Origin of the sequence: Streptococcus sp. SP8, assembly GCF_030440045.1 — a bacterium.
GTDB lineage: Bacteria > Bacillota > Bacilli > Lactobacillales > Streptococcaceae > Streptococcus > Streptococcus parasanguinis_I.
In genome coordinates this window covers 37,045-56,450 of record NZ_JAQFJL010000007.1, presented here as the reverse complement: position 1 = coordinate 56,450, position 19,406 = coordinate 37,045, and the positions used below count along the sequence as shown (strand labels likewise).

The window sequence follows — 19,406 nt, the reverse complement described above, 5'->3', positions numbered from 1 at the left end:
AAAAAAAGCCGGACATACTGTCCAGCTTTTCTTATTTATACACTTCTTGATAGAATTCGATCTTGTCCCCTTTTTTAACGGTGGTTTCAGCAGCACCTTTTGGAGCCATTTCGCCATTGATCTTGTACATCCAGTAAAGACCTTTTGCTTCATCTTGGCTGTGACCGTCAATCGAGGTGATCATGCCATTTTTTTCTTCAATCTTGTAGTTGGCTTTGAGCACTTTCATGAGGTTGCTCTCTTCTGCTACTTTCAAGGTTTTCGATTGCGCTTTTTGACCTTCTGGCGTCACGCTAATCGTAATCGAAATTTCGTTTTTCTTGGCAACTTCTGTGCTAGAAGCACTTGTTTGATTGTTTGTGCTATGAGACGGAGCGCAACTCGCTAAAAGAAGAGCTGCAAGTAAGGTCATCAAGCTAGAAATGGGTTTTTTCAACATAAAATCTCCTAAAGATTTGATAGATAATGGGATAGAAAATGATCGTCGACAGAGCATGGGCAAGGTTAAAACTAAAACCATTGACCAAAGCATAGGTCCACCAAGGAATATGGTATATCAAGGCATAAACACTATCGATCAAGATCCCATAAGCAAAGGACAGTAGGCCCACAAAAAGGATCTGAAGGACATGGGGCAACCACTTGTAACTGATGCGCCAAATGAGCATCAAACAGCCAAAGGCGACAATCTGAAAGAACACAATCAGGCTCATCCCCAGGAAAAAGGCGGAGACAAACATAGTGATCATCATCACAAGAAAAGCAAAGCTATACCCTTCAAATATCACCAAGAGAAAAAAGATGGCAGAAATAGGTTGGACATTTGGAAAAGGGGCAAAAGCCTGACGTAGAGCGACACAAAGGGCCGCCAAAAGCGAAATACGAGTTAATCGCTGAAGCGTCATGACATCCTCCTAGACAATCTCAAACTTGATCGTTCCGGCTGTTGTTCCAACCTTGATGGTTTGCCCTTCTTGGGCTTGCCCTTTCAGCAATAGCTCTGCTAGTTGATCTTCCACTTCGGTCTGCAAGACACGACGCAGTGGGCGAGCTCCCATTTCTGGATCGTAGCCTTTGGTTGCTAGCAACTTGAGCGCTGAAGGCTGGAATTTGAGGGTCATGCCTTGTTCGGCCAAGGTCGCGATGAGCGGTTTGACCATGACTTTCACTACCTGCTGCATATCCTCGCTGGAGAGACTATGGAAGACCACCTTTTCATCAATCCGGTTGATAAACTCTGGACGATAGGTCTTCTTCAACTCTTCAAACATGCGTTTTTCCATATTGGCTTGGTCAAAGCGGATATCTTTAGCACCAAAGCCAACGGTCTTATCATCCCGAAGGGCTGTTGCTCCCAGGTTTGAGGTCATGATGATAATGGTATTGGAGAAGTCGATCTTCCGGCCTTTGCTATCGGTTAAGACTCCGTCATCCAAGACTTGCAAAAGGACATTGAAAATATCTGGATGGGCTTTTTCCACCTCATCAAATAAGAGAACTGAATATGGTTTGTTGCGGACTTTCTCGGTCAACTCGCCTCCTTCTTCGTAGCCCACATAGCCTGGAGGAGCTCCGTTGAGGCGACTGGCCGCGAATTTTTCCATGTACTCACTCATATCAAAACGGATGAGGGCCGATTCATCATCAAACAGAACTTCCGCCAAAGCTTTGGCTAACTCTGTTTTTCCGACACCGGTAGGTCCTAGGAACATGAAAGAACCGATCGGACGCTTGTTGCTACGGATCCCCGATTGATTGCGTCGAATAGCCCGACTGATACTCGAAACGGCTTGGTCTTGACCAATCACGCGCTTGTGCAATTCTGCTTCTAAGTTTAGGTACTTCTTGGCATCGGTTTGGGTCAGTTTTTGAGTTGGAATACCGGATAATTGGCTCAAGGTCACCAAGACATCTTGGTCAGTGACTTCTTTTTTGTAGACAATGGGAGCGGCCTCTACTTCTAAGAGCTGGGCTGCTTTCTTCCACTTGCCGTCCATCAAGGCCCGGTCTAAGGCGGTCAACTCTTCTTTTACGTGACCGTTGGAATCGCGGTTTTGTACAGTAGCTGCCGCTTCATCCAAGAGATCAATGGCTGAATCTGGCAATTGACGGCTGGTCAAATAGCGATGGGCATATTTGACAGCTGTTTCGATCGCTTCATCAGTAATGGTCACATGATGGTGGTCCTGGTAGGTTTCTTTCAAGCCTTGGAGAATTTGGATGCTATCTGCAACACTTGGCTCTTCAATGGTGACTTTCGCAAAACGCCGAGAGAGGGCTGCATCTTTTTCAATATGCTTTTGGTACTCATCTTGGGTCGTTGCCCCAACTGTACGCAAGGTTCCCCGTGCCAGGGCTGGTTTTAGAATATTGGCTGCGTCTAAGGTCGAATCAATACCGGATCCTGACCCCATAATAGTATGCAGTTCATCGATAAAGAGAATCACGTGACCGTCTTCTTCGATGTCCTGGATGATATTGTTCATCCGTTCTTCGAAGTCCCCACGGAAGCGCGTCCCAGCAACGACATTCATGAGATCCAATTCCAGAACACGCATCTGCGCGATTTCAGCTGGTACATTGCCACTAGCGACACGCTGGGCCAGACCTAAGGCAAGGGCTGTTTTTCCGACCCCTGCTTCTCCCACCAATACAGGATTGTTCTTCGTCTTGCGGCTGAGGATTTGGATCATGCGTGAAATCTCTGCATCCCGACCAATCACAGGCTCAAGCTGGCCTGCACGCGCCATTTCTGTCAAATCACGGGTATAATCTTCAAGACCTCCACTGGTGCTTGGGGGCATGCCCATCATATTTCCCATGGTTTGGCGGTTAGGGTTTTGGGCGCGATAGAGACTCCGAATGGCTTTGATATCATTCTTGTCCCAGCCTGCCTTGTCCTCAAGATTCTTTCGAAGAGAGGCAATAGGAACTCCCTTGTCTTGCTCTGTAAAGGCAAAGCCGGCAAACTCCATGACTTGGCTCGCCAAGGTCCCACGGTCTGCTAGAAGAGAGAGGAGCACATGCTCTGTTCCCAAGGTCTTGGCATGAAGGACCTGGGCAATCTCTCTTGCGTGCTTCATAATGGCTTCCATCCGATAAGAAAATGGGAAGATTTCATACCGATTGTCGCTTTGAAAAGCTTGGCCTGTAATATGCTCCGCCGCATCCTGAAACTCATCGATCTGCATAGGATAATCGTTCAGTACAGAACCTGCCACGCTATAGGGATTATTGGCCATAGCCGTCAGGAGATGCCAAGTATCTAAGGTATGCCCCTGATAGTGGCCTGCTAGTATTTGGGCCGCTTCTATACTTTCTAACAGTGCTGTTGAATAGTTCATCTAGTCGGTATTTCCTTTTCTATCTACTTGTTGAATGATTTTTTTCAGCATCGTTGCTCGTAGGATGAGAGCATCTCGACCTAGGACCTCATCGGAGGTCGTCGCAAGCAAGAGCTGAGCCTCACGTTTTGTCAATAATTTTTCTTCATAGAGCATCTGGAGGATATCATGGAAGACCTGCTGGCTGATGGTCTCTCCAATATTGGCTGCCAAGTCTTGGAGCATCTGATGGTGATCTGAAAACTGGACCTTGCCAATGCGGATATAGCCACCACCACCGCGCTTGCTCTCTACAATATAGCCTCGGCTCTCGGTAAAACGAGTCTTAATGACATAGTTAATCTGACTAGGTACGACCTGAAAGACATCGGCTAACTCACTTCTTTTGAGCTCTGCCATGCCAGCTTGAGCCAGCAAGGCCTTAATATAAGCTTCGATGCTATCAGATGTGTTCTTATTTGCCATGATGCTCCTTTCTGGCTTGTTTTTTTCTAGATGGATGCTCTGTTCTTTGGCCCATAAAAAATGGCCTTGGAGTGTTCCTTCTCATCATTGACCTTATTTGACTATTATACAATTTTTACGGCTGTAAATAAAGCAAAGACTCTATGGAAATGGGAATCTCTTAAGGAAGGGAGAAAAATAAAAGAGAGTGGGACAGAAATCGGTAATTCGTTAGAATTCGATTTCGTCGTCCCACCTCCGCACAGTTGAGTAGGGCTGTAAAAGCTGATGAAATCAGCGCAGTAGAGCCCACTCAACCACTGCGTCTTGCTCGACAATCCAAAAATAATTGAGAGGCTAGGACTTGTGTCCCAGCCTCTTATGCGAAGAAGGAGCTACTCTTTGCGACGAGCAAATTTCGCGCCTCCGCCCAAGAATCCTAGACCAAGAAGACCTAACCAAGCAAACAATCCACTTTGTTTTGTACCGGTTTTAGGAAGTTTTCCTTCCGATGGTAGAGAAGGACTTTTAACCACTTCTTTTTCCGGATGGTCTGAAGTCGAAACAGAAACTGCTTCTGGGGTTTTCGGTTGCAAGAGAACAGGTCTTCCTTTTTATTTTTTGTCTTCAGCTTGAGAAAGAGTCATAACTTCTGGTTGCATCTTACTTGGGGTGACAGGAGTGGTTGGAGTCGGCATATCAGCTATCAACGGACTTTTTTCCGCTTCCTTCGTCCCGACTTCCGTAATCTGATCCTGGGCATCCACTTCGACAAAGGCATCGACTTCTGTCCGAATTTCTTTGCCTTCTTCTTGTCGAACCTCGATCAATTTCAAGCGGCGTCCGACCTTCCCTGCTTGAAGGATCCGGCTTTCGCCCTTGGCCAAGTCCTTGTTCTCACGCGTTTGACTCTCAAATGGAATCTCCTCCGCTTCGATGAGTAGTTCTGGTTTTTCAAGAATCAAATCCCGAACACCTTCGTCTGGGCGTGTCTGCGTCAGCGGTTCATAATTGCGAGCATCTTCTAAGATGGTTTCAAGGGCTTCGACTTGATTAGCTGCAGCAACCAAATCTGGCCGCTCTTGATCCAACAACTGAGTCAAGTCCGTCAATTGTCCTTGAACCGTCGGTTTGAGATCTGCTTTCAAGCGATCGAGAGAAGTAGCCTTGATCTTTTCTACTCCTTCTCTGATGATCTGTTGTAGCTCTTCTTGACTGAGCAACTGGCTATCTTTCCCTGATAGGATAAATCGGTCTACCTGGATGGCTCTGGATGACTGAGGGTCATTGAGGGCTGGATCTAGGTGCAAGCGTAATTGGTGATAACCTTTTGCTAGACCTTGCAGATTGACCAAACTCTGGTCGAGCTTGCGTTGATCTCCATAGCCACTGAAATAATGATCGCCTTCGATTTCATAATCATAGCCACGACCTTCTTCGAAGGCTATTTCTTTTCCATCCAGGGTGACGCTGTAAAGACCATGACTTGGGTCGACTACTCCTCGAACCTCCACACCCGTGCCCTTAAAGGTAATGGTCACTTCAATGTGTTTCTTGCCTTCCTCATCGGTCACTTGGTTAAAGCTGGACCAAGATTCTGTGCCATTTGAAAAGTCTTTGTTGTCCGTCTCATGGTGCCAACCCTCACTGTAATGCAGTTTCGGATCTTGGTCATCCACTTCTTTGCGATTTTCTGGCAACTGGTCTTCATTCATCACTTGGACTGTCAGTTCTGGAATAAAGCCGACCAGACTTCCTTGATCCGGATGGAGCAATTTGACCTTAAAGTCATAGACGTCGGTCGCTTTTCCTGCAAAATCAAGGGTTGGAACTTGGACTGTTTTTTCCGTCTCTCCATCTGCGAACTCAAGGGTGACGTTGGTATCTTTGTAGACCTTGCCATGAACCCCTGTTCCTGGTTCTGTGATTAATTTGAGACTGGCACTTCCTTTAGAGCCACCTTTTCTCTTGACGACGACTTGCGCTGGGTCGCCTTTCTTAACAGCTAGGGTTGGCTGAGCAAATTCAAAGAGACCCTTTTCTTGGTTATTGAGAGCATAAATCCCTTCCGTTGCGATCGCATCTCCCTTGCTATTGACCAAGGTCAAGGTGTGAGATCCTGCTGTCAAATCCGGTGTTTCATAGACCTTTTGGCTACGTTTGCGGCTTGGGCTTTGGGTATTGATGGTCGCTAGCTTTTGGCCATCGACATAGACATCCATTTCCCCATGACCAGGGTCGACAGTTGCGATCACATAGGCCTTAGTGCCTTCAAACTGATAGGTCACCGAAGCTCCCTTTTCTTTGGTCCACATAGAGGTGCCTCGAACGCCTTCTCCCTCTTCATTCCATTGGCCATTGGCCCGCTCTGCTGTCCGGTCAGAATGATAAGTCAAACCAAGCGGATAGCCATCGGTTTCTTCAATGCTAGCTGGCGTCTTATAGACAGAGACTCCGTTCAAGATTGGAGTAGCTTGGGCATCGGTGATGGACACCCGGATATAGCGACTATCAACTGGTTGCCCTTTGATCAATCGGCGGTATCCTACGGTTGAGCCAGCACCATATGGAACCCATTGGCCATTCACTGCCACATCAATGGTGAAGCCAGAAATCCGTTGGCCTTTCTCGATGGTTTCTTTAAGCTCTACCACATCAAAATGCTGTTCTTTTCCAAGATCGAGAACAAAAGAGCCGGTCTTGGCATCATCTGCAGGTGCCCAACTGGTCTTTTCATCACCATCTGTCAAATGGCTGGCCTTGTAGAGCGGATTGCGTCGTGTCGAGTCAGCTTCTACCAAAGCTCCTGCCGCATAGTTCACACTGTAGAGTTGGTCCAAGGTCTGACGGAATTCTTTCAAACGGGCCACATCGGCATCCGCAAATTTTCCGTCTTGGTTGGGTGGAATATTGAGCAAGAGTGGAGTTCCACGGCCGACCGATTTGAAGTAAATGTCCATCAATTCGCGCAAGGACTTAGGCTCTTGATTGTCATGGTAGAACCAGCCGGAGCGAATAGAGACATCGGCTTCTCCCACTGAGTATTGCTTCCCTTCTGGATCCCCGTGATTGAGGTAACTATTGGATGGATTGTTGCGGATCTTATCTGGATTGACCTTATGCCAAACTGGATCTCCAGCGATTCCCTTTTCATTTCCGATCCAACGAACATTGGTGGGCTCAGCTGAGAAGATGGCAATGTCCCCTTGGGCCTTACGAATGGCATCAAACCACTTGTCGAAGGTATAGGTGACTTTTTGAGCCCCATCGCCCCGCGCTCCATCCATCCAGACTTCTACGAACTTGCCCTTGTTTCCATATTTTGGATCTTCAAGGATTTCTTTGAGCTGGTTGAGATAGTATTCGTTGTATTGGTCCTCTGTATCCACATGGTAGAGCGGGCTGTGAGCATCCCAAGGCGAGAGGTAGACCCCCATATCCATGTCATACTTGCTGGCAGAAGCAGAAACCTCGGCTAGGATATCGCCTTTTCCTTCCTTCCAACCACTTTTAGCAATGGTATGGTCAGTGTATTTAGAAGGGTACAAGAGGAAGCCATCGTGGTGCTTGACGACCATGATGGTTCGTTTGAAGCCCGCTTCTTTCAGGGTTTTGATCCACTGATCGGTATCTAGATGCTCTGGATAGAAATAATAAGGGTCTTCTTGCCCATCTCCCCACTCACGATCGTAGTAAGTATTCATCCCAAAGTGGATGAAAGCTGCTAGCTCTTCGCGGTGATATTGCATCTGAGCCTTGCTTGGAAGTGGTCCATAATCCGCAATCTCAGGCTCCTCATTTAGAGAAGTGGCTGGTTGGCTTGCTTCTGTCCCTTGGCTAACTGCGCGATTTTCTTTCTCACTAATAGCTGGTGAGGACTGTTCTGATTCTTCTTGGTGCTCGTTCACAGTTTTCTCCTCCTTTCCTTGATCTCCTGCATTGCTCGTTTCAACCCGTTCTTCACGTGGTTCACTATTCTCAGCTTGTTCCTCTGCGTAACTGGTAGTCACTCCCAAAAAACAAGTCGCTACGACTACCGAGCAGACGCCTACTGAGAGTTTACGAATGCCAAATCGATTTCTCTGATCAACTAATCTTTTTCCCATATTCCATTCCTTTATGTCATCAGGTAAAGAGGGTGGAGACTTTCCCCATCCTCTTTCTGTTACCTGTGAACTTTTCACCGTATAGTTGCTGGCTTATCCAGCTTTTTACTTGGCCTTATCGGCTCTTTTTTTCTGATCATCCAGCACAGTACCGGCAAGACCTGCTGCTAAGAGACCTACCACAAGGCTTGCGACGCTTTCTTCCGTTCCTGTATTTGGTAAAGTCCCTTCGGAAACTGGAGCAGCTGAAACTGCTGGTGTTTGAGCTGTTTTCTCGACTTCCTTCCCTGCTGCATCTGTCCCTTCCTGACGCACTGCTTTGACCTCAAGAGATGCTTGAGGAGTTGCGGCAGCTACTGGTCCTTCTGAGCCATGAGGATGTTCTGGGTTCGGAAGCGGTTGTGGCTCTGGCCGCGGTTGCGGTTGTGGCTCTGGTTGTGGCTCTGGTTGTGGCTGAGGTTCTGGCTGTGGCTCTGGTTGTGGAGTGTCTGGAAGTACTTCTTTAGTGCCCACCTCTGTAATTTCTGCCACTGGATCTAGCTCTACAAAGGCATCCAGTTCCTTCCGGCTTTCCACACCATTTTCTTGAGAAACTTCCACCAAGCGCAATTTGCGGCCTTTTTGACCTTCTTGAACCACACGTTTCTCACCTTTTGGAAGATCCGCATTTGGACGTTCTAGGCGTTCAAAATCCATCTCTTCTGGCTCAATCACCAACTCTGGTTTGGTGTGGACCAGATTCTTAACCCCTTCTTCGGGAATGGCTGAGCCTGTAGGTGCTTTTGCGGATAGGGAAAGTTGATATACTTTTTCGAGCTTGCCATCTTCTGAGACAACCTTGACAAGAACCGGAGCATTGGCACTTTTAGCATCGATGACCGTAACGGCTGTTCCATTCTTGCCTTGTGCTGAAACGATTGGACGGTCTCCCTCATACTCTAGATGATAATCTGTCACATCTGGTTTAAAACCTTCTAGGTCTTTGCCATTCACTTGGATCGTAACGTCAGTTGTTGCCTGAGCCTCTTCTGTTGGGGCATAGGCGCTCAATTCAATGATTCCAATTCCTTTAAGATTTTCATCACGGACCATTCTTAAACGGATGGCTTTGGTTCTAGTTTCGTTGAAGCTGAGGTTAGAGATATAACCAGGCTCAAAGGCATAATCCAAGCTATACGGGATTTCTTCCCAGTTTGAGGCTTGGTTAAATGGATGATCTGGAAGATTTTTCAAATTGCCGTAATCATCTGGGACATCAAAGTCTGGACCAATATAGCGTTCAAGAACCGTTTTCGTTGGCAGACCTGTTTCCTGATCTGCAAAGAAGTCGACCGCTACTTTATTGACCAAGCGCTCTGTTACTTGACCATTTTTCTTGAAGATGAGACCAGCAAACACTTCTGTCTGATCCGGCTCTCTCTTCCAGTTGGTCCAACGGTAGTACTCATTGTAGCCACCATCATTGATGTAATCGATATAGTCGATTTGATTTGGATCGAGATCGTTGGTTTCACTAGCAAATGCCCTGGTATCTTCTGCATTGTAGTCACGGTTCACAGAGAGGTTTTCTCCTGTCTTTTCTGACACCCGGACGGTCAGCTGAGCTGTCAGATCATAGCCGAGGACTTTTCCTTCGAGCGTGAAGCTACCTTCGTGAGAAAGCGCATCAGCTGGTAGAGGCTTCCAGTCCAACGTAAGCTCCTTGCGTTCATAGCCTGTATCCCCTTGGAAATAAACGCCTACGGTAGATGGTAGAACCAGATCTTGACCGACTTTCACAAATCGGCTACCTGCTTCCACTGCTACTGGGGCAGCTTGTTTCAGTTTTTCTGCATCACTTGTGAGATGGAGGCGGTATTCTTGTAAGATAGTACCATCTTCCGCTTTATGGATGACACGGATTGGCTCCCCTTCATGAACGCTTGGCACAACCGTTGCAAGACCGTGATGGCTAGCTGTCGCTTCCACTTGTGGATAAGCCTGATCACGCGCATCGATGTAGTAATCGGTCACACTTGGGTTGACACCTGGCAATACATCGCCATTGACGCGAATGGTCAACTGGCTCTTTTCTTCTGCCGCAACCTTATTGGCAAAGATCTGAATCTCTGAAATAGAGCTTCCACGCTTGCCTTCTGGCGTCTTCATACGGATACGAACAGCATAGGTGTCGACTTTATCAAAACTGAAATGATTCATCTTACCAGCTGCTACCGGTTCTTCAACGGTTAGGTTGCTGACTTCTTTCCAGTTAGCTGGATTGTTAAATGGATGGTCTGTTTCGTCTTTAACACGATTTGGATTGCTTGGAACTGTTGGGATTTGTTCCCCTGTATAGTACTCAATCACATATTCACTTGGAGCGCCAACGCCGTGGTCTTCATGGAAACCAACATGGAGGTTGTCCACTGCTCGCTTGGTCAAGATACCAGAATCCCCAAACAAGATACCAACAGAATCTTCCGCATTGTCACGGCCCCAGTTGGTCCAACGGTTAGCTGGAGCATCGGTAAAGGAGATGACCTTATCATTGACCTTAGCAACTGGATCTGCATCGTTAGAGTCACTTGCAAAAGCGAGTGGCAAGACAGATCCTGTCCATTGCTCTGCAACGTTAGCACCCTTGACTGTGTTTGCGGAAACACGAATATGAAGACGTGTTGGAAGATCCGTTCCTTCTACACGACCAGCTAGGACAACTTCTCCTTCTTTGGCCAAGAGTTGCGGATCGACCGCATCCCAGGCCACCTTAGCTGTATAGGTCTTACCATTAGAGTGATAGGTCCGCACGCTTTCTGGAAGAGCTGGTTTCTCGCCGACTGGAGTGGTGGTGCTGACTTCTTCTACAGCAATAATGCCTTCAACCGTCACTTGAGCTTGGGCTTCTTTTTCCACACCCTCTACATGACCTGTGACTGTAAAGCTATGGTAATCCTTGACTTGATCTGCGGTTACAGCATCCCAGGTCACGCGTTTTTCTTTCGGGAATCCCTTATCATACTCGACCAAGACGGTTTCTGGAAGAGCTGGCAAAACGTTTCGATCGGTGCTGATCCGTACAGGACGCACCTTCACAACCGTTTTTTCTTCTAGATTTGGCGTGATGGTAAAGCTGACTTCTCCCGTTTGTCCTTGGTAGTTGGCTTCTAAATGAACCAATCCTGCTTCTCGCAATTCCAAACCTTTATTGGTTGCGACGGCTTTTCCTTGGCTACCAGCTCTTGTTTTCACATCGATTTGATCTGCTTTGAGACTTGCCTGGCTACCATCTTGGTAATGGGCAATGACTTCAAGTGGTACCGTTTGGTCTTCCTTGAGTTCCTGTCCTTCTGGCAGACGCAATTCTAGGCGCTCGATCTGTGGACTTTCTTCTTGGAATTGGACCACATAGGTCTGTACAGCTCCCGTATCCTTAGCCGTCACAAAGATTTGGGCTTTCAAACCATTTTCGCGATTAGCTTGTAGGACCGTCACTTGAGCATTTTCTGCACTTGCTGTGACTTGACCTGGCTCTTGACCATAAGCGAGGGAACGGAAAATGGTATGGTTGCCACTACCAAATTTTGGAAGAACTACTCCATCTAGCTGAACCGTTGGTTTCTTAGCCTTGGCTACATCTCCTCCTGCAACCACTAGTGTCGCTTGGACCGTTTCCCCATTGCCTAAGAGTCCTGTAGCTTTCAAGCGTGCTCCTGGTGTGGACAACTGATCTTCTTGACCAGCTTCCAAGGTCCATTGATCGACCTCATAGTGAGCAGTGGTCCCATCGGTGAAGACTAATTGCACAGCCTTATCCACGGTTGCTAGATCTGCTCCCTGTGGGATTTGTTTGATGACTGGAAGGACTTGTTCCACGCCGATCACATCGACCAGAGCTTCGACCGTGCGTCCTTGAACATGACCTGTCACACGGACTTGGCCAGCACGGCTATAGTCTGCCGTATCCCATTCAACGGCTTCTTCTTGGGCCTTGCCATCACTATAGACCACATTGACCTTACTTGGCAAGGTTGGTTTTTCTCCTAGATAAGCACTTTGTCGAACAGGTTCCACACCTAATACAGTGCGTTCTGCTTGGTCCTTCTTACCTGTAAAGAGGCTGACTTGGTCTGATTGCAAGCGGTCTGAGTCTGCATACAGAGTAAAGGCACCCGCCTGCTCAGTTGATTTGACAATCACAACTCCTTTACCGTTGAAGGCTTTGCGTTGCCATGTGCCATCTTCCTGCGCTTTGTAGCGTTCACGGCTGGCCTGTTCCCCATTATCGACACCGACAATTTGGCCTTGTCCATGCAAATGGAAATGCACCAAATTATTGGCAGTTGGGACAACACGACCTTCTTCATCGACGATTTCATAGGTAATATAGGTCAAATCCTTACCGTCCGCTGCGATCGCGTGTTCTTCTTTCAACAAACGAACACCCGCAGCCTTGCCGGCTGTTTCAACTTGATCTTTCGCGATCACTTCTCCTGCTTCGTTGCGCGCAATAGCTTCCACCTTACCTGGTACATAAGGGACCAACCACTCTAGATAAAGTTCATCCGGATTTGCCCCTTCTTGGTAGGTCCGGCCATCAGCTGTGGTCTTCTTGGTAAAGGTCTTCACTCCTTGTGATTCCCCATTGACAATCAATTCCACACTGTGGGCATTGGAGAAGGTCCGAACAGGAATCCGTCCTTCTTCATCCATGACACGATTGGCTAATTCTGGATTGTCCCAGTTCCAATGTGGCAAGAGATGCACCATTGGATGTTTCTCAGCTGACACCCATTGACTTTGGTAAAGGTAAAAATCATTCTTTGGAAGGCCGGCCGTATCCACGATACCGAAATAAGAACTTTTCACAGGTGTGTCATTTTGGTTGTGCCATGGGGTTGGCTCACCGATATAATCAGTACCGGTCCAGATAAATTGTCCTGCATAACCGGCATGATCACGGTCAAAGGTCCAAGAGGCGGTTGCTGTCCGACCCCAACCAACCCGGTCATTGCCGTAGTCTGATTGTTCATAGTGGCGGTCTTCTTGGTTGCTGCCGACCCATTCTCTTTCAGGATGATAGTATGAGCCCCGTGTCCGCGTTGCAGAAGAGGTTTCCGAACCATAAATGAGCCAGTTTGGATGTTTGGCCCGTAAGCTTTCATAGTTGGCCTCTGAATAGTTAAATCCAACCGCATCGAGCTCTGCTGCTACCTTTTCATGGCCTCCTGATCCATCGCCAAAGCGGAATTTATCAGCTCCCATAGTGACATAGCGGGTTGCATCCACGTCCTTGATGGTCTTGACCAAGCGACGAACGGTTGCGACAGATTTGTCTGAACCATCTGCTTCACCGACTTCGTTACCGATTGACCACATGACAATGGCTGGATTGTTCTTGTCCCGCTCTACCATGGTCCGTAGATCGTAATCTGACCAAGTATCCCCCTTACGAGCTTCTGGGTGAGTGGCATCTTTTTCAAAGAAACGACCGTAATCGTATTGCTTCTTGCCACCATACCAGGTATCAAAAGCTTCTTCTTGGACCATCAAGCCCAACTCAGCCGCAATTTTCAAGGTTTGTTCACTGGCTGGGTTGTGGGTCGTCCGGATGGCATTGACTCCCATGTCTTTCATCTGTTTGAGACGACGGTATTCAGCCTTGTAATTTTCCTCAGCTCCAAGAGCCCCGTGATCATGGTGAAGGGATACCCCGTGGAATTTCGTCGCCACCCCATTGAGGAAGAAGCCACCTTCTGGCGTCCAGTTCAGATAGCGATAACCAAAGCGTTCCTTTTGCACATCGACCAACTGCGAATCCCGATAAACCCGCGTATACAAGGTATAGAGAGCTGGATGATCCGTTTTCACATCCCAGAGGGTTGGTTTTTCAACATGCAAGGTTTGAGATAGGTTGATCTCTTGACCTGCTAAAACAGCTTGTGCTTCACTGCGTGTTTTTTCGCTCACCACTTGGCCATTTTGATCGACAATTTCATATTCCGCATAAATACTATGAGCTTGATCATCTTGGTTGACAATGTGGCTCTTCACCACTGTATCTACTGCCCCATTTTGCTGTTTTTCCAACTGAGGGGTCGTAATCGTAGTCCCATACTGCGCTAAATGAACCTTGTCCGTTACACTCAGCTTCACATCCCGGTAAATCCCACTACCAGAATACCAACGGCTACTTGGTTGTTGATTGACCACATGAACGGCGATGGTATTCTCGCTTCCATCCGCATTCAAATAAGGAGTAATATCATAAGAAAAGGCATTGTAGCCATTTGGATAATGACCGACGAATTGTCCGTTTACATAGACTTTGGAATCCATATAAACCCCGCCAAATTCCAAGCGAACCTTCTTATCTAGATCTTTGTCGTCCAAACGGAAGGTCTTACGATACCAAGCATCCCCTCCGTTTAATTGTCCCCCCTCATTTTGAGCAGGAGAGTTGTGATCGAAATCAAAGAAAATAGACCAGTCATGAGGAAGATCTAATTTTTTCCAATCCTTGACATCCACTTGACGCCCTTCTGCACCAGGAGCCGCATTTAATTTAAAATACCAATCTTTATTAAAATCACGTTCTCGATCTTGCACAATATCCTCCGCTACACGATTTTGATCTGGAGCTGCTGTTTCTTCCGTTCCTGTAGCACGCTCAGATGAAGCTGAAATGGGCTGGCCTTCGCCTTGAGGCGCCGGCTTTTCCTCAGCTCCGGTAGGGGTGATGACAGCTGGAGCTTCTGAAACCCTTGCAACAGCTCCAGGAACTTCCGCTTCTGAGTTTTCCGTCATAACACTTGGTGTCTCCAACGAAGTCGGTTCACTTTCGAGGGCTGGCTTTTCTTCCGCATGGACCCTTGAAAGACCCAAGGCAGAAAGCCCAATCACAACAGAACAAGCTCCAACTGAGAGCTTACGAATACTAAAAACAGGACGCTTTTCAAAAAAAGACTTTCCCATAAAAACCTCCTCTTAGGATTAATTATTCAATTTGTAAGCGCTTTCTTATATCTGCGAACGCTTACAGAAAATCACATATTAACTATACCAAAAAAAGAGGAGCGATAGGCCCCAATTTCGCTCCAACTATAGTTAGATTAAGAATTCCTTTAATTAGTACAAACAAGCTTTATTTGTTACCTACCCGTAATAAAAATATGATAAAATGGTTCAACTAATGTAAAAAAATGAGGTTTACCTATGAGTGAAAAAATAGAATATAAAAAAGAAAAAATTTCTTATTCCTATTCTATCGTTCCTATAATCGTGATGATTTTAATTTTTCTATTTCAAGCAATCCAATCAGGTTCTCAAGTAAAATCAACTCCCCAAGGGACCTTCTCTAGTTCAAGGCAAGAACTTCACTACTCTTCAACCCAGAATCAAATCACGTCCGCAAGGAATACCGAAGCCTCTCAGCTTTCAAGTTCAAGAAATAATGATGATTTTCTTTTTCTTTTTCTTGTATTCACCGGATTTTCTATCGCTTCCTTCTTACTTATCGCCTGCTACAATGGGATGACAGCAATTGAGCCTCCCCTCCTCACTATCACTGATGATGCTATCTATACTATTGGAAATGCATATCGAAACCAGTTACAGATGAAATATAGCGACATCCATAAAATAGAATACAAAATAAAGACTAGCTCCGCTAACGATGTTACTTATACAGATCGCTTTCTTTATTTTTATGATAAGAAGGACAAACTACTCGACAAGGTGAATTTTTCAAATGCAGAAGGAGCCGATTTTAATACAATACAAAAGCAAATTAAAGAACGCGCACCTCACATCGAATGGATTTATCCTTCCTAAATAAATTTCTACTAATTTTTCCCACTAGAAAAAACACCAAAAAAATAGAAGCCAATGGCTTCTATTTTTTTTATGATCTTATAATCCTGGTTCTTGACCAAGTTCAGCTGCCACCATCCAAATGTTCTTTTCAAGTTCTGCTTTAGCCCCAACAAAGATATCGTTGGTTACATCGTCGCCTTCAGCGTCGGTAACATCCAAAGCTTTTTGGTAAAGGCCGTCAAGGTAATGGAAGATTTCAAGAGCACGTGTCAAGCTTTCTTCTACATTTTTCGTAAATGTTCCACGGCGTTCTTCAATATTGCTGTGTTCCAAAAATTCAGTCATGCTAGAATATGGCGCGCCACCAAGAGTGATCAAGCGTTCGCTCACTTCATCCAAGGTTGCATCCAAGCTGTCCATGTATTCGTCCATCTTTGGATGCCAAACCATAAAGCCACGTCCACGCATATACCAGTGTACTTGGTGAAGGGCAATGTGAGCGACGTAGAGATCTGCTACGACTTGGTTCAAGAGGGCTTTTGTTTCTGGAAGAGTTTCTTTATTAGAAGGTGCAAAAGTTGCTACATCAGTAGCTGCTTCATGTTTCATAGTTGTCATATCGTTTCTCCTTTTTTATAATGATTCTAATTAACTATGTCTCTATTATATGCTTCCTCCACCAGAAAGTCAAGATAAAAGATTTAAAAAGTTCATTCCAAAGCTGGAATAGTTGTCAATTGAAGGAAGATACGATAGAATGAAGAAGACTAATCGAAAGGCTTGACTAATGAAATATATCTTTACCTTCCTGATCTCCATGGTGCCCCTTGTTGAATTGCGTGGAGCCATCCCTTTTGCCATTGCAAATGGTATTCCCTTATGGACAGCGCTCCTGATCGGAGTGATCGGAAATCTTCTCCCCGTCCCTCTGATCTTCTTCTTCGCCCGCCATATTCTTACTTGGGGGGCAAAAAAACCAATTATCGGAGGCTTTTTTAGCTGGTGTCTCAATAAAGGCCATCGAGGCGGACAGAAATTAGAAAAAGCTGCAGGAGACAAGGGAATTTTCTGGGCCCTACTCCTATTCGTCGGCATTCCTTTACCAGGAACTGGTGCCTGGACCGGAGCTCTTGCAGCTTCTATCCTTGACTGGGACATCAAACGCAGTAGCCTCGCAGTCATGCTCGGAGTGATACTAGCCGGCCTCATCATGGGAACCCTGTCTCTGCTTCTAGGAATCGATACCTTCGCACATTAAGCAAAAGAATGAGCCCATGATATCAGTTCACATAATATTTTCTCTGAATCTTTCCTTAGGTGAGTTATTTAGATGAATTTATCTTACAAAAAAGAGGTTTCCTTCGAAACCTCTTATTTTTTATTCTTAGTTGTTAAGAGCTGCTGCCATTGTAGCTGCAACTTCTGCTTCAAAGTCATTTGAAGCTTTTTCAATACCTTCACCAACTTCAAAACGAACGAATTCGATAACTGAAGCATTTACTGATTCAAGGTAAGCTTCAACTGTCTTGCTGTCATCCATGATGTAGACTTGTGCAAGAAGAGTGTAGGCTTGGTCAACTTTTGTGTTGTCCAAGAAGAAGCGATCCATTTTACCTGGGATGATTTTATCCCAGATTTTTTCTGGTTTACCTTCAGCTGCCAATTCAGCTTTGATATCTTCTTCAGCTTGAGCAACCACTTCGTCAGTCAATTGTGCTTTTGAACCGAATTTCAAGTGTGGAAGAGCTGGTTTACCAACCATTGCACGGCTTTCGTTATCTTGGTCGATGACGTGGTTCAATTGTGCCAATTCATCTTTCACGAATTGTTCATCCAATTCTTTGTATGAAAGAACAGTTGGTTTCATTGCAGCGATGTGCATTGAGATTTGTTTAGCAAGTGCTTCGTCTCCACCTTCGATCACAGAGATAACACCGATACGTCCACCGTTGTGTTGGTAAGCACCGAAGTGTTGTGCATCTGTTTTTTCAAGCAAAGCAAAACGACGGAATGAAATTTTTTCACCGATTGTAGCTGTTGCAGATACGTATGCAGCTTCAAGAGTTTCACCTGAAGGCATTGTCAAAGCAAGAGCTTCTTCGTTGTTAGCTGGTTTACCTTCAGCGATCACTTTCGCTGTTGCGTTTACCAATTCAACGAATTGAGCGTTTTTCGCAACGAAGTCAGTTTCAGCATTCACTTCAACAACTGCTGCAACATTACCGTTGACATAAACACCAGTCAAACCTTCAGCGGCAACACGGTCAGCTTTCTTAGCTGCTTTAGCCATACCTTTTTCGCGAAGCAATTCGATCGCTTTTTCGATATCACCTTCAACTTCAACCAATGCCTTTTTAGCGTCCATGACACCGGCACCAGATTTTTCACGCAATTCTTTTACAAGCTTAGCTGTAATTTCTGCCATTTTTGTTCTCCTATATTTTTTAATAAAATAAGAGGGTCGGGCTGAGCCCTGCCCTCTTAGGTTCGTTACTTATTGAATGAAATTAAGCGTTGTCGCCTTCTACAACTTCAACGATTTCTTCGATTGAATCAGCTTGACCTTCAGTAGCTGCCAATTCAGCTTCTACTGTAGCAACACTGTCTTCACCTTGACGTCCTTCGATAACAGCGTCAGCCATTTTCGCAGTGATCAATTTAACAGCGCGGATAGCGTCATCGTTCGCTGGGATGATAACATCGATATCATCTGGGTCAGTGTTTGTGTCGACCATCGCTACAACTGGGATACCCAATTTCTTAGCTTCTTTAACAGCGATTTGTTCTTTATGTGGATCCACAACGTACATTACGTCTGGGATACGAGGCATGTCTTCGATACCGCCCAAGAATTTTTCAAGACGAGCGCGTTGTTTGTTCAACAATGCAACTTCTTTCTTAGGAAGAACTTCAAAAGTTCCATCTTCTTCCATGCGTTTGATTTCTTTCAAACGAGCGATACGTTTTTGGATTGTTCCCCAGTTAGTAAGAGTTCCACCCAACCAACGGTGGTTGATGAAGTATTGACCTGCACGAACAGCTTCTTCTGCAACAGCATCAGCAGCTTGTTTCTTAGTACCTACGAACAAGATCACTGCATCATTTGCAGCTGCATCACGCATGAAGTCGTATGCTTGGTCTGCATATTTTACAGTTTGTTGCAAGTCGATAACGTGGATTCCGTTACGTTCTGTGAAGATGTACTTAGCCATCTTAGGGTTCCAGCGACGAGTTTGGTGACCGAAGTGTACACCAGCCTCAAGAAGTTGTTTCATTGAAATTACTGCCATGAGTAGTTTCTCCTTTTTTGTTTTTTTCTCCTCTCTCAGACGTCAACTTGCAGCACGACCACAAGGGCAACGGTGCCACAATGGATCCGAGATGAGTATTTGCTGTCTTAGACAACTCTATAAGTATAGCAGAAATCACTAGAATTCGCAAGCTATTTGAGAGATTTTTTCAATCCCTACGATGAAATGGTTTTCTAAAGTTGTTTGACGTAAAAAGTTTTTCTTGACCTATCTTTATTTTTAGGTTACAATATTATATGTTATGGCGGTATAGCCAAGTGGTAAGGCACGGCTCTGCAAAAGCTTGATCGTCGGTTCAAATCCGTCTACCGCCTTGATAATAAAATTTTTTATCATCTTTTATCTTTTAAAAATTCCCCTAGCAATAGGGGGTTTTTTTGTTGCCATTTGCTCCATTCCTTGATTAT

At 45.8% G+C, this 19,406-nt stretch carries 12 protein-coding genes and 1 tRNA gene; 3 read left to right on the top strand and 10 right to left on the bottom strand.

Annotated elements, in window-relative coordinates:
* Positions 1 to 31 precede the first annotated feature (31 nt).
* From PCY11_RS06550 to PCY11_RS06520, 7 genes are all read right to left on the bottom strand, one after another.
* Positions 32 to 439: a DUF4430 domain-containing protein gene (locus PCY11_RS06550; RefSeq protein WP_070846144.1), complete on the bottom strand. Its 408-nt coding sequence runs from the start codon at positions 437 to 439 to the stop codon at positions 32 to 34.
* Positions 417 to 905 (bottom strand): ECF transporter S component, encoded by a 489-nt coding sequence (locus PCY11_RS06545; RefSeq protein WP_070846142.1) that lies wholly within the window; start codon positions 903 to 905, stop codon positions 417 to 419. Before PCY11_RS06545 ends, PCY11_RS06550 begins: the two co-directional genes overlap by 23 nt.
* 9 nt (positions 906 to 914) lie before the next feature.
* Positions 915 to 3,344: an ATP-dependent Clp protease ATP-binding subunit gene (locus tag PCY11_RS06540; RefSeq protein WP_049485777.1), complete on the bottom strand. Its 2,430-nt coding sequence runs from the start codon at positions 3,342 to 3,344 to the stop codon at positions 915 to 917.
* Positions 3,345 to 3,809, bottom strand: coding sequence for a CtsR family transcriptional regulator (locus PCY11_RS06535; RefSeq protein WP_049485776.1), 465 nt, complete (start codon positions 3,807 to 3,809; stop codon positions 3,345 to 3,347). It lies immediately after the preceding gene.
* 374 nt (positions 3,810 to 4,183) lie between these two features.
* Positions 4,184 to 4,384, bottom strand: a complete 201-nt coding sequence (locus tag PCY11_RS06530) for an LPXTG cell wall anchor domain-containing protein (protein WP_256318478.1) — start codon at positions 4,382 to 4,384, stop codon at positions 4,184 to 4,186.
* Between the two features lie 18 nt (positions 4,385 to 4,402).
* Positions 4,403 to 7,894, bottom strand: a complete 3,492-nt coding sequence (locus PCY11_RS06525) for an alpha-L-fucosidase (protein WP_256318471.1) — start codon at positions 7,892 to 7,894, stop codon at positions 4,403 to 4,405.
* Positions 7,895 to 7,999: 105 nt separating this feature from the next.
* The gene (locus tag PCY11_RS06520) at positions 8,000 to 14,848 is read right to left on the bottom strand and encodes an Ig-like domain-containing protein (RefSeq protein ID WP_301362595.1); all 6,849 of its coding nucleotides are present in this window, start codon (positions 14,846 to 14,848) and stop codon (positions 8,000 to 8,002) included.
* Positions 14,849 to 15,088: 240 nt separating this feature from the next.
* On the opposite strand from PCY11_RS06520, the gene PCY11_RS06515 reads away from it, so the two are divergent.
* Positions 15,089 to 15,706, top strand: a complete 618-nt coding sequence (locus PCY11_RS06515) for a hypothetical protein (protein WP_049474192.1) — start codon at positions 15,089 to 15,091, stop codon at positions 15,704 to 15,706.
* Between the two features lie 78 nt (positions 15,707 to 15,784).
* Here the strand turns inward: PCY11_RS06515 and PCY11_RS06510 are convergent, their stop codons facing one another.
* The gene (locus PCY11_RS06510) at positions 15,785 to 16,306 is read right to left on the bottom strand and encodes a DNA starvation/stationary phase protection protein (protein WP_049522575.1); all 522 of its coding nucleotides are present in this window, start codon (positions 16,304 to 16,306) and stop codon (positions 15,785 to 15,787) included.
* A gap of 169 nt (positions 16,307 to 16,475) precedes the next feature.
* On the opposite strand from PCY11_RS06510, the gene PCY11_RS06505 reads away from it, so the two are divergent.
* On the top strand, positions 16,476 to 16,946 hold the full coding sequence (locus PCY11_RS06505; protein ID WP_049522574.1) for a small multi-drug export protein: 471 nt from the start codon (positions 16,476 to 16,478) through the stop codon (positions 16,944 to 16,946).
* 126 nt (positions 16,947 to 17,072) lie between these two features.
* On the opposite strand, the gene tsf is transcribed toward PCY11_RS06505, so the two are convergent.
* Positions 17,073 to 18,113 (bottom strand): translation elongation factor Ts, encoded by a 1,041-nt coding sequence (gene tsf / locus PCY11_RS06500; RefSeq protein ID WP_003001949.1) that lies wholly within the window; start codon positions 18,111 to 18,113, stop codon positions 17,073 to 17,075.
* Between the two features lie 82 nt (positions 18,114 to 18,195).
* On the bottom strand, positions 18,196 to 18,978 hold the full coding sequence (gene rpsB / locus PCY11_RS06495) for a 30S ribosomal protein S2 (protein WP_003002189.1): 783 nt from the start codon (positions 18,976 to 18,978) through the stop codon (positions 18,196 to 18,198).
* Positions 18,979 to 19,242: 264 nt separating this feature from the next.
* On the opposite strand from rpsB, the gene PCY11_RS06490 reads away from it, so the two are divergent.
* Positions 19,243 to 19,313: transfer RNA gene (locus PCY11_RS06490), tRNA-Cys, on the top strand.
* Positions 19,314 to 19,406: the final 93 nt, after the last annotated feature.

Bases quoted from the DNA above. Each gene is read 5' to 3' on its own strand.
- PCY11_RS06550 (WP_070846144.1), bottom strand. From the start codon at position 439: ATGTTGAAAAAACCCATTTCTAGCTTGATGACCTTACTTGCAGCTCTT.
- PCY11_RS06545 (WP_070846142.1), bottom strand. From the start codon at position 905: ATGACGCTTCAGCGATTAACTCGTATTTCGCTTTTGGCGGCCCTTTGT.
- PCY11_RS06540 (WP_049485777.1), bottom strand. From the start codon at position 3,344: ATGAACTATTCAACAGCACTGTTAGAAAGTATAGAAGCGGCCCAAATA.
- PCY11_RS06535 (WP_049485776.1), bottom strand. From the start codon at position 3,809: ATGGCAAATAAGAACACATCTGATAGCATCGAAGCTTATATTAAGGCC.
- PCY11_RS06525 (WP_256318471.1), bottom strand. From the start codon at position 7,894: ATGGGAAAAAGATTAGTTGATCAGAGAAATCGATTTGGCATTCGTAAA.
- PCY11_RS06520 (WP_301362595.1), bottom strand. From the start codon at position 14,848: ATGGGAAAGTCTTTTTTTGAAAAGCGTCCTGTTTTTAGTATTCGTAAG.
- PCY11_RS06515 (WP_049474192.1), top strand. From the start codon at position 15,089: ATGAGTGAAAAAATAGAATATAAAAAAGAAAAAATTTCTTATTCCTAT.
- PCY11_RS06510 (WP_049522575.1), bottom strand. From the start codon at position 16,306: ATGACAACTATGAAACATGAAGCAGCTACTGATGTAGCAACTTTTGCA.
- PCY11_RS06505 (WP_049522574.1), top strand. From the start codon at position 16,476: ATGAAATATATCTTTACCTTCCTGATCTCCATGGTGCCCCTTGTTGAA.
- tsf (WP_003001949.1), bottom strand. From the start codon at position 18,113: ATGGCAGAAATTACAGCTAAGCTTGTAAAAGAATTGCGTGAAAAATCT.
- rpsB (WP_003002189.1), bottom strand. From the start codon at position 18,978: ATGGCAGTAATTTCAATGAAACAACTTCTTGAGGCTGGTGTACACTTC.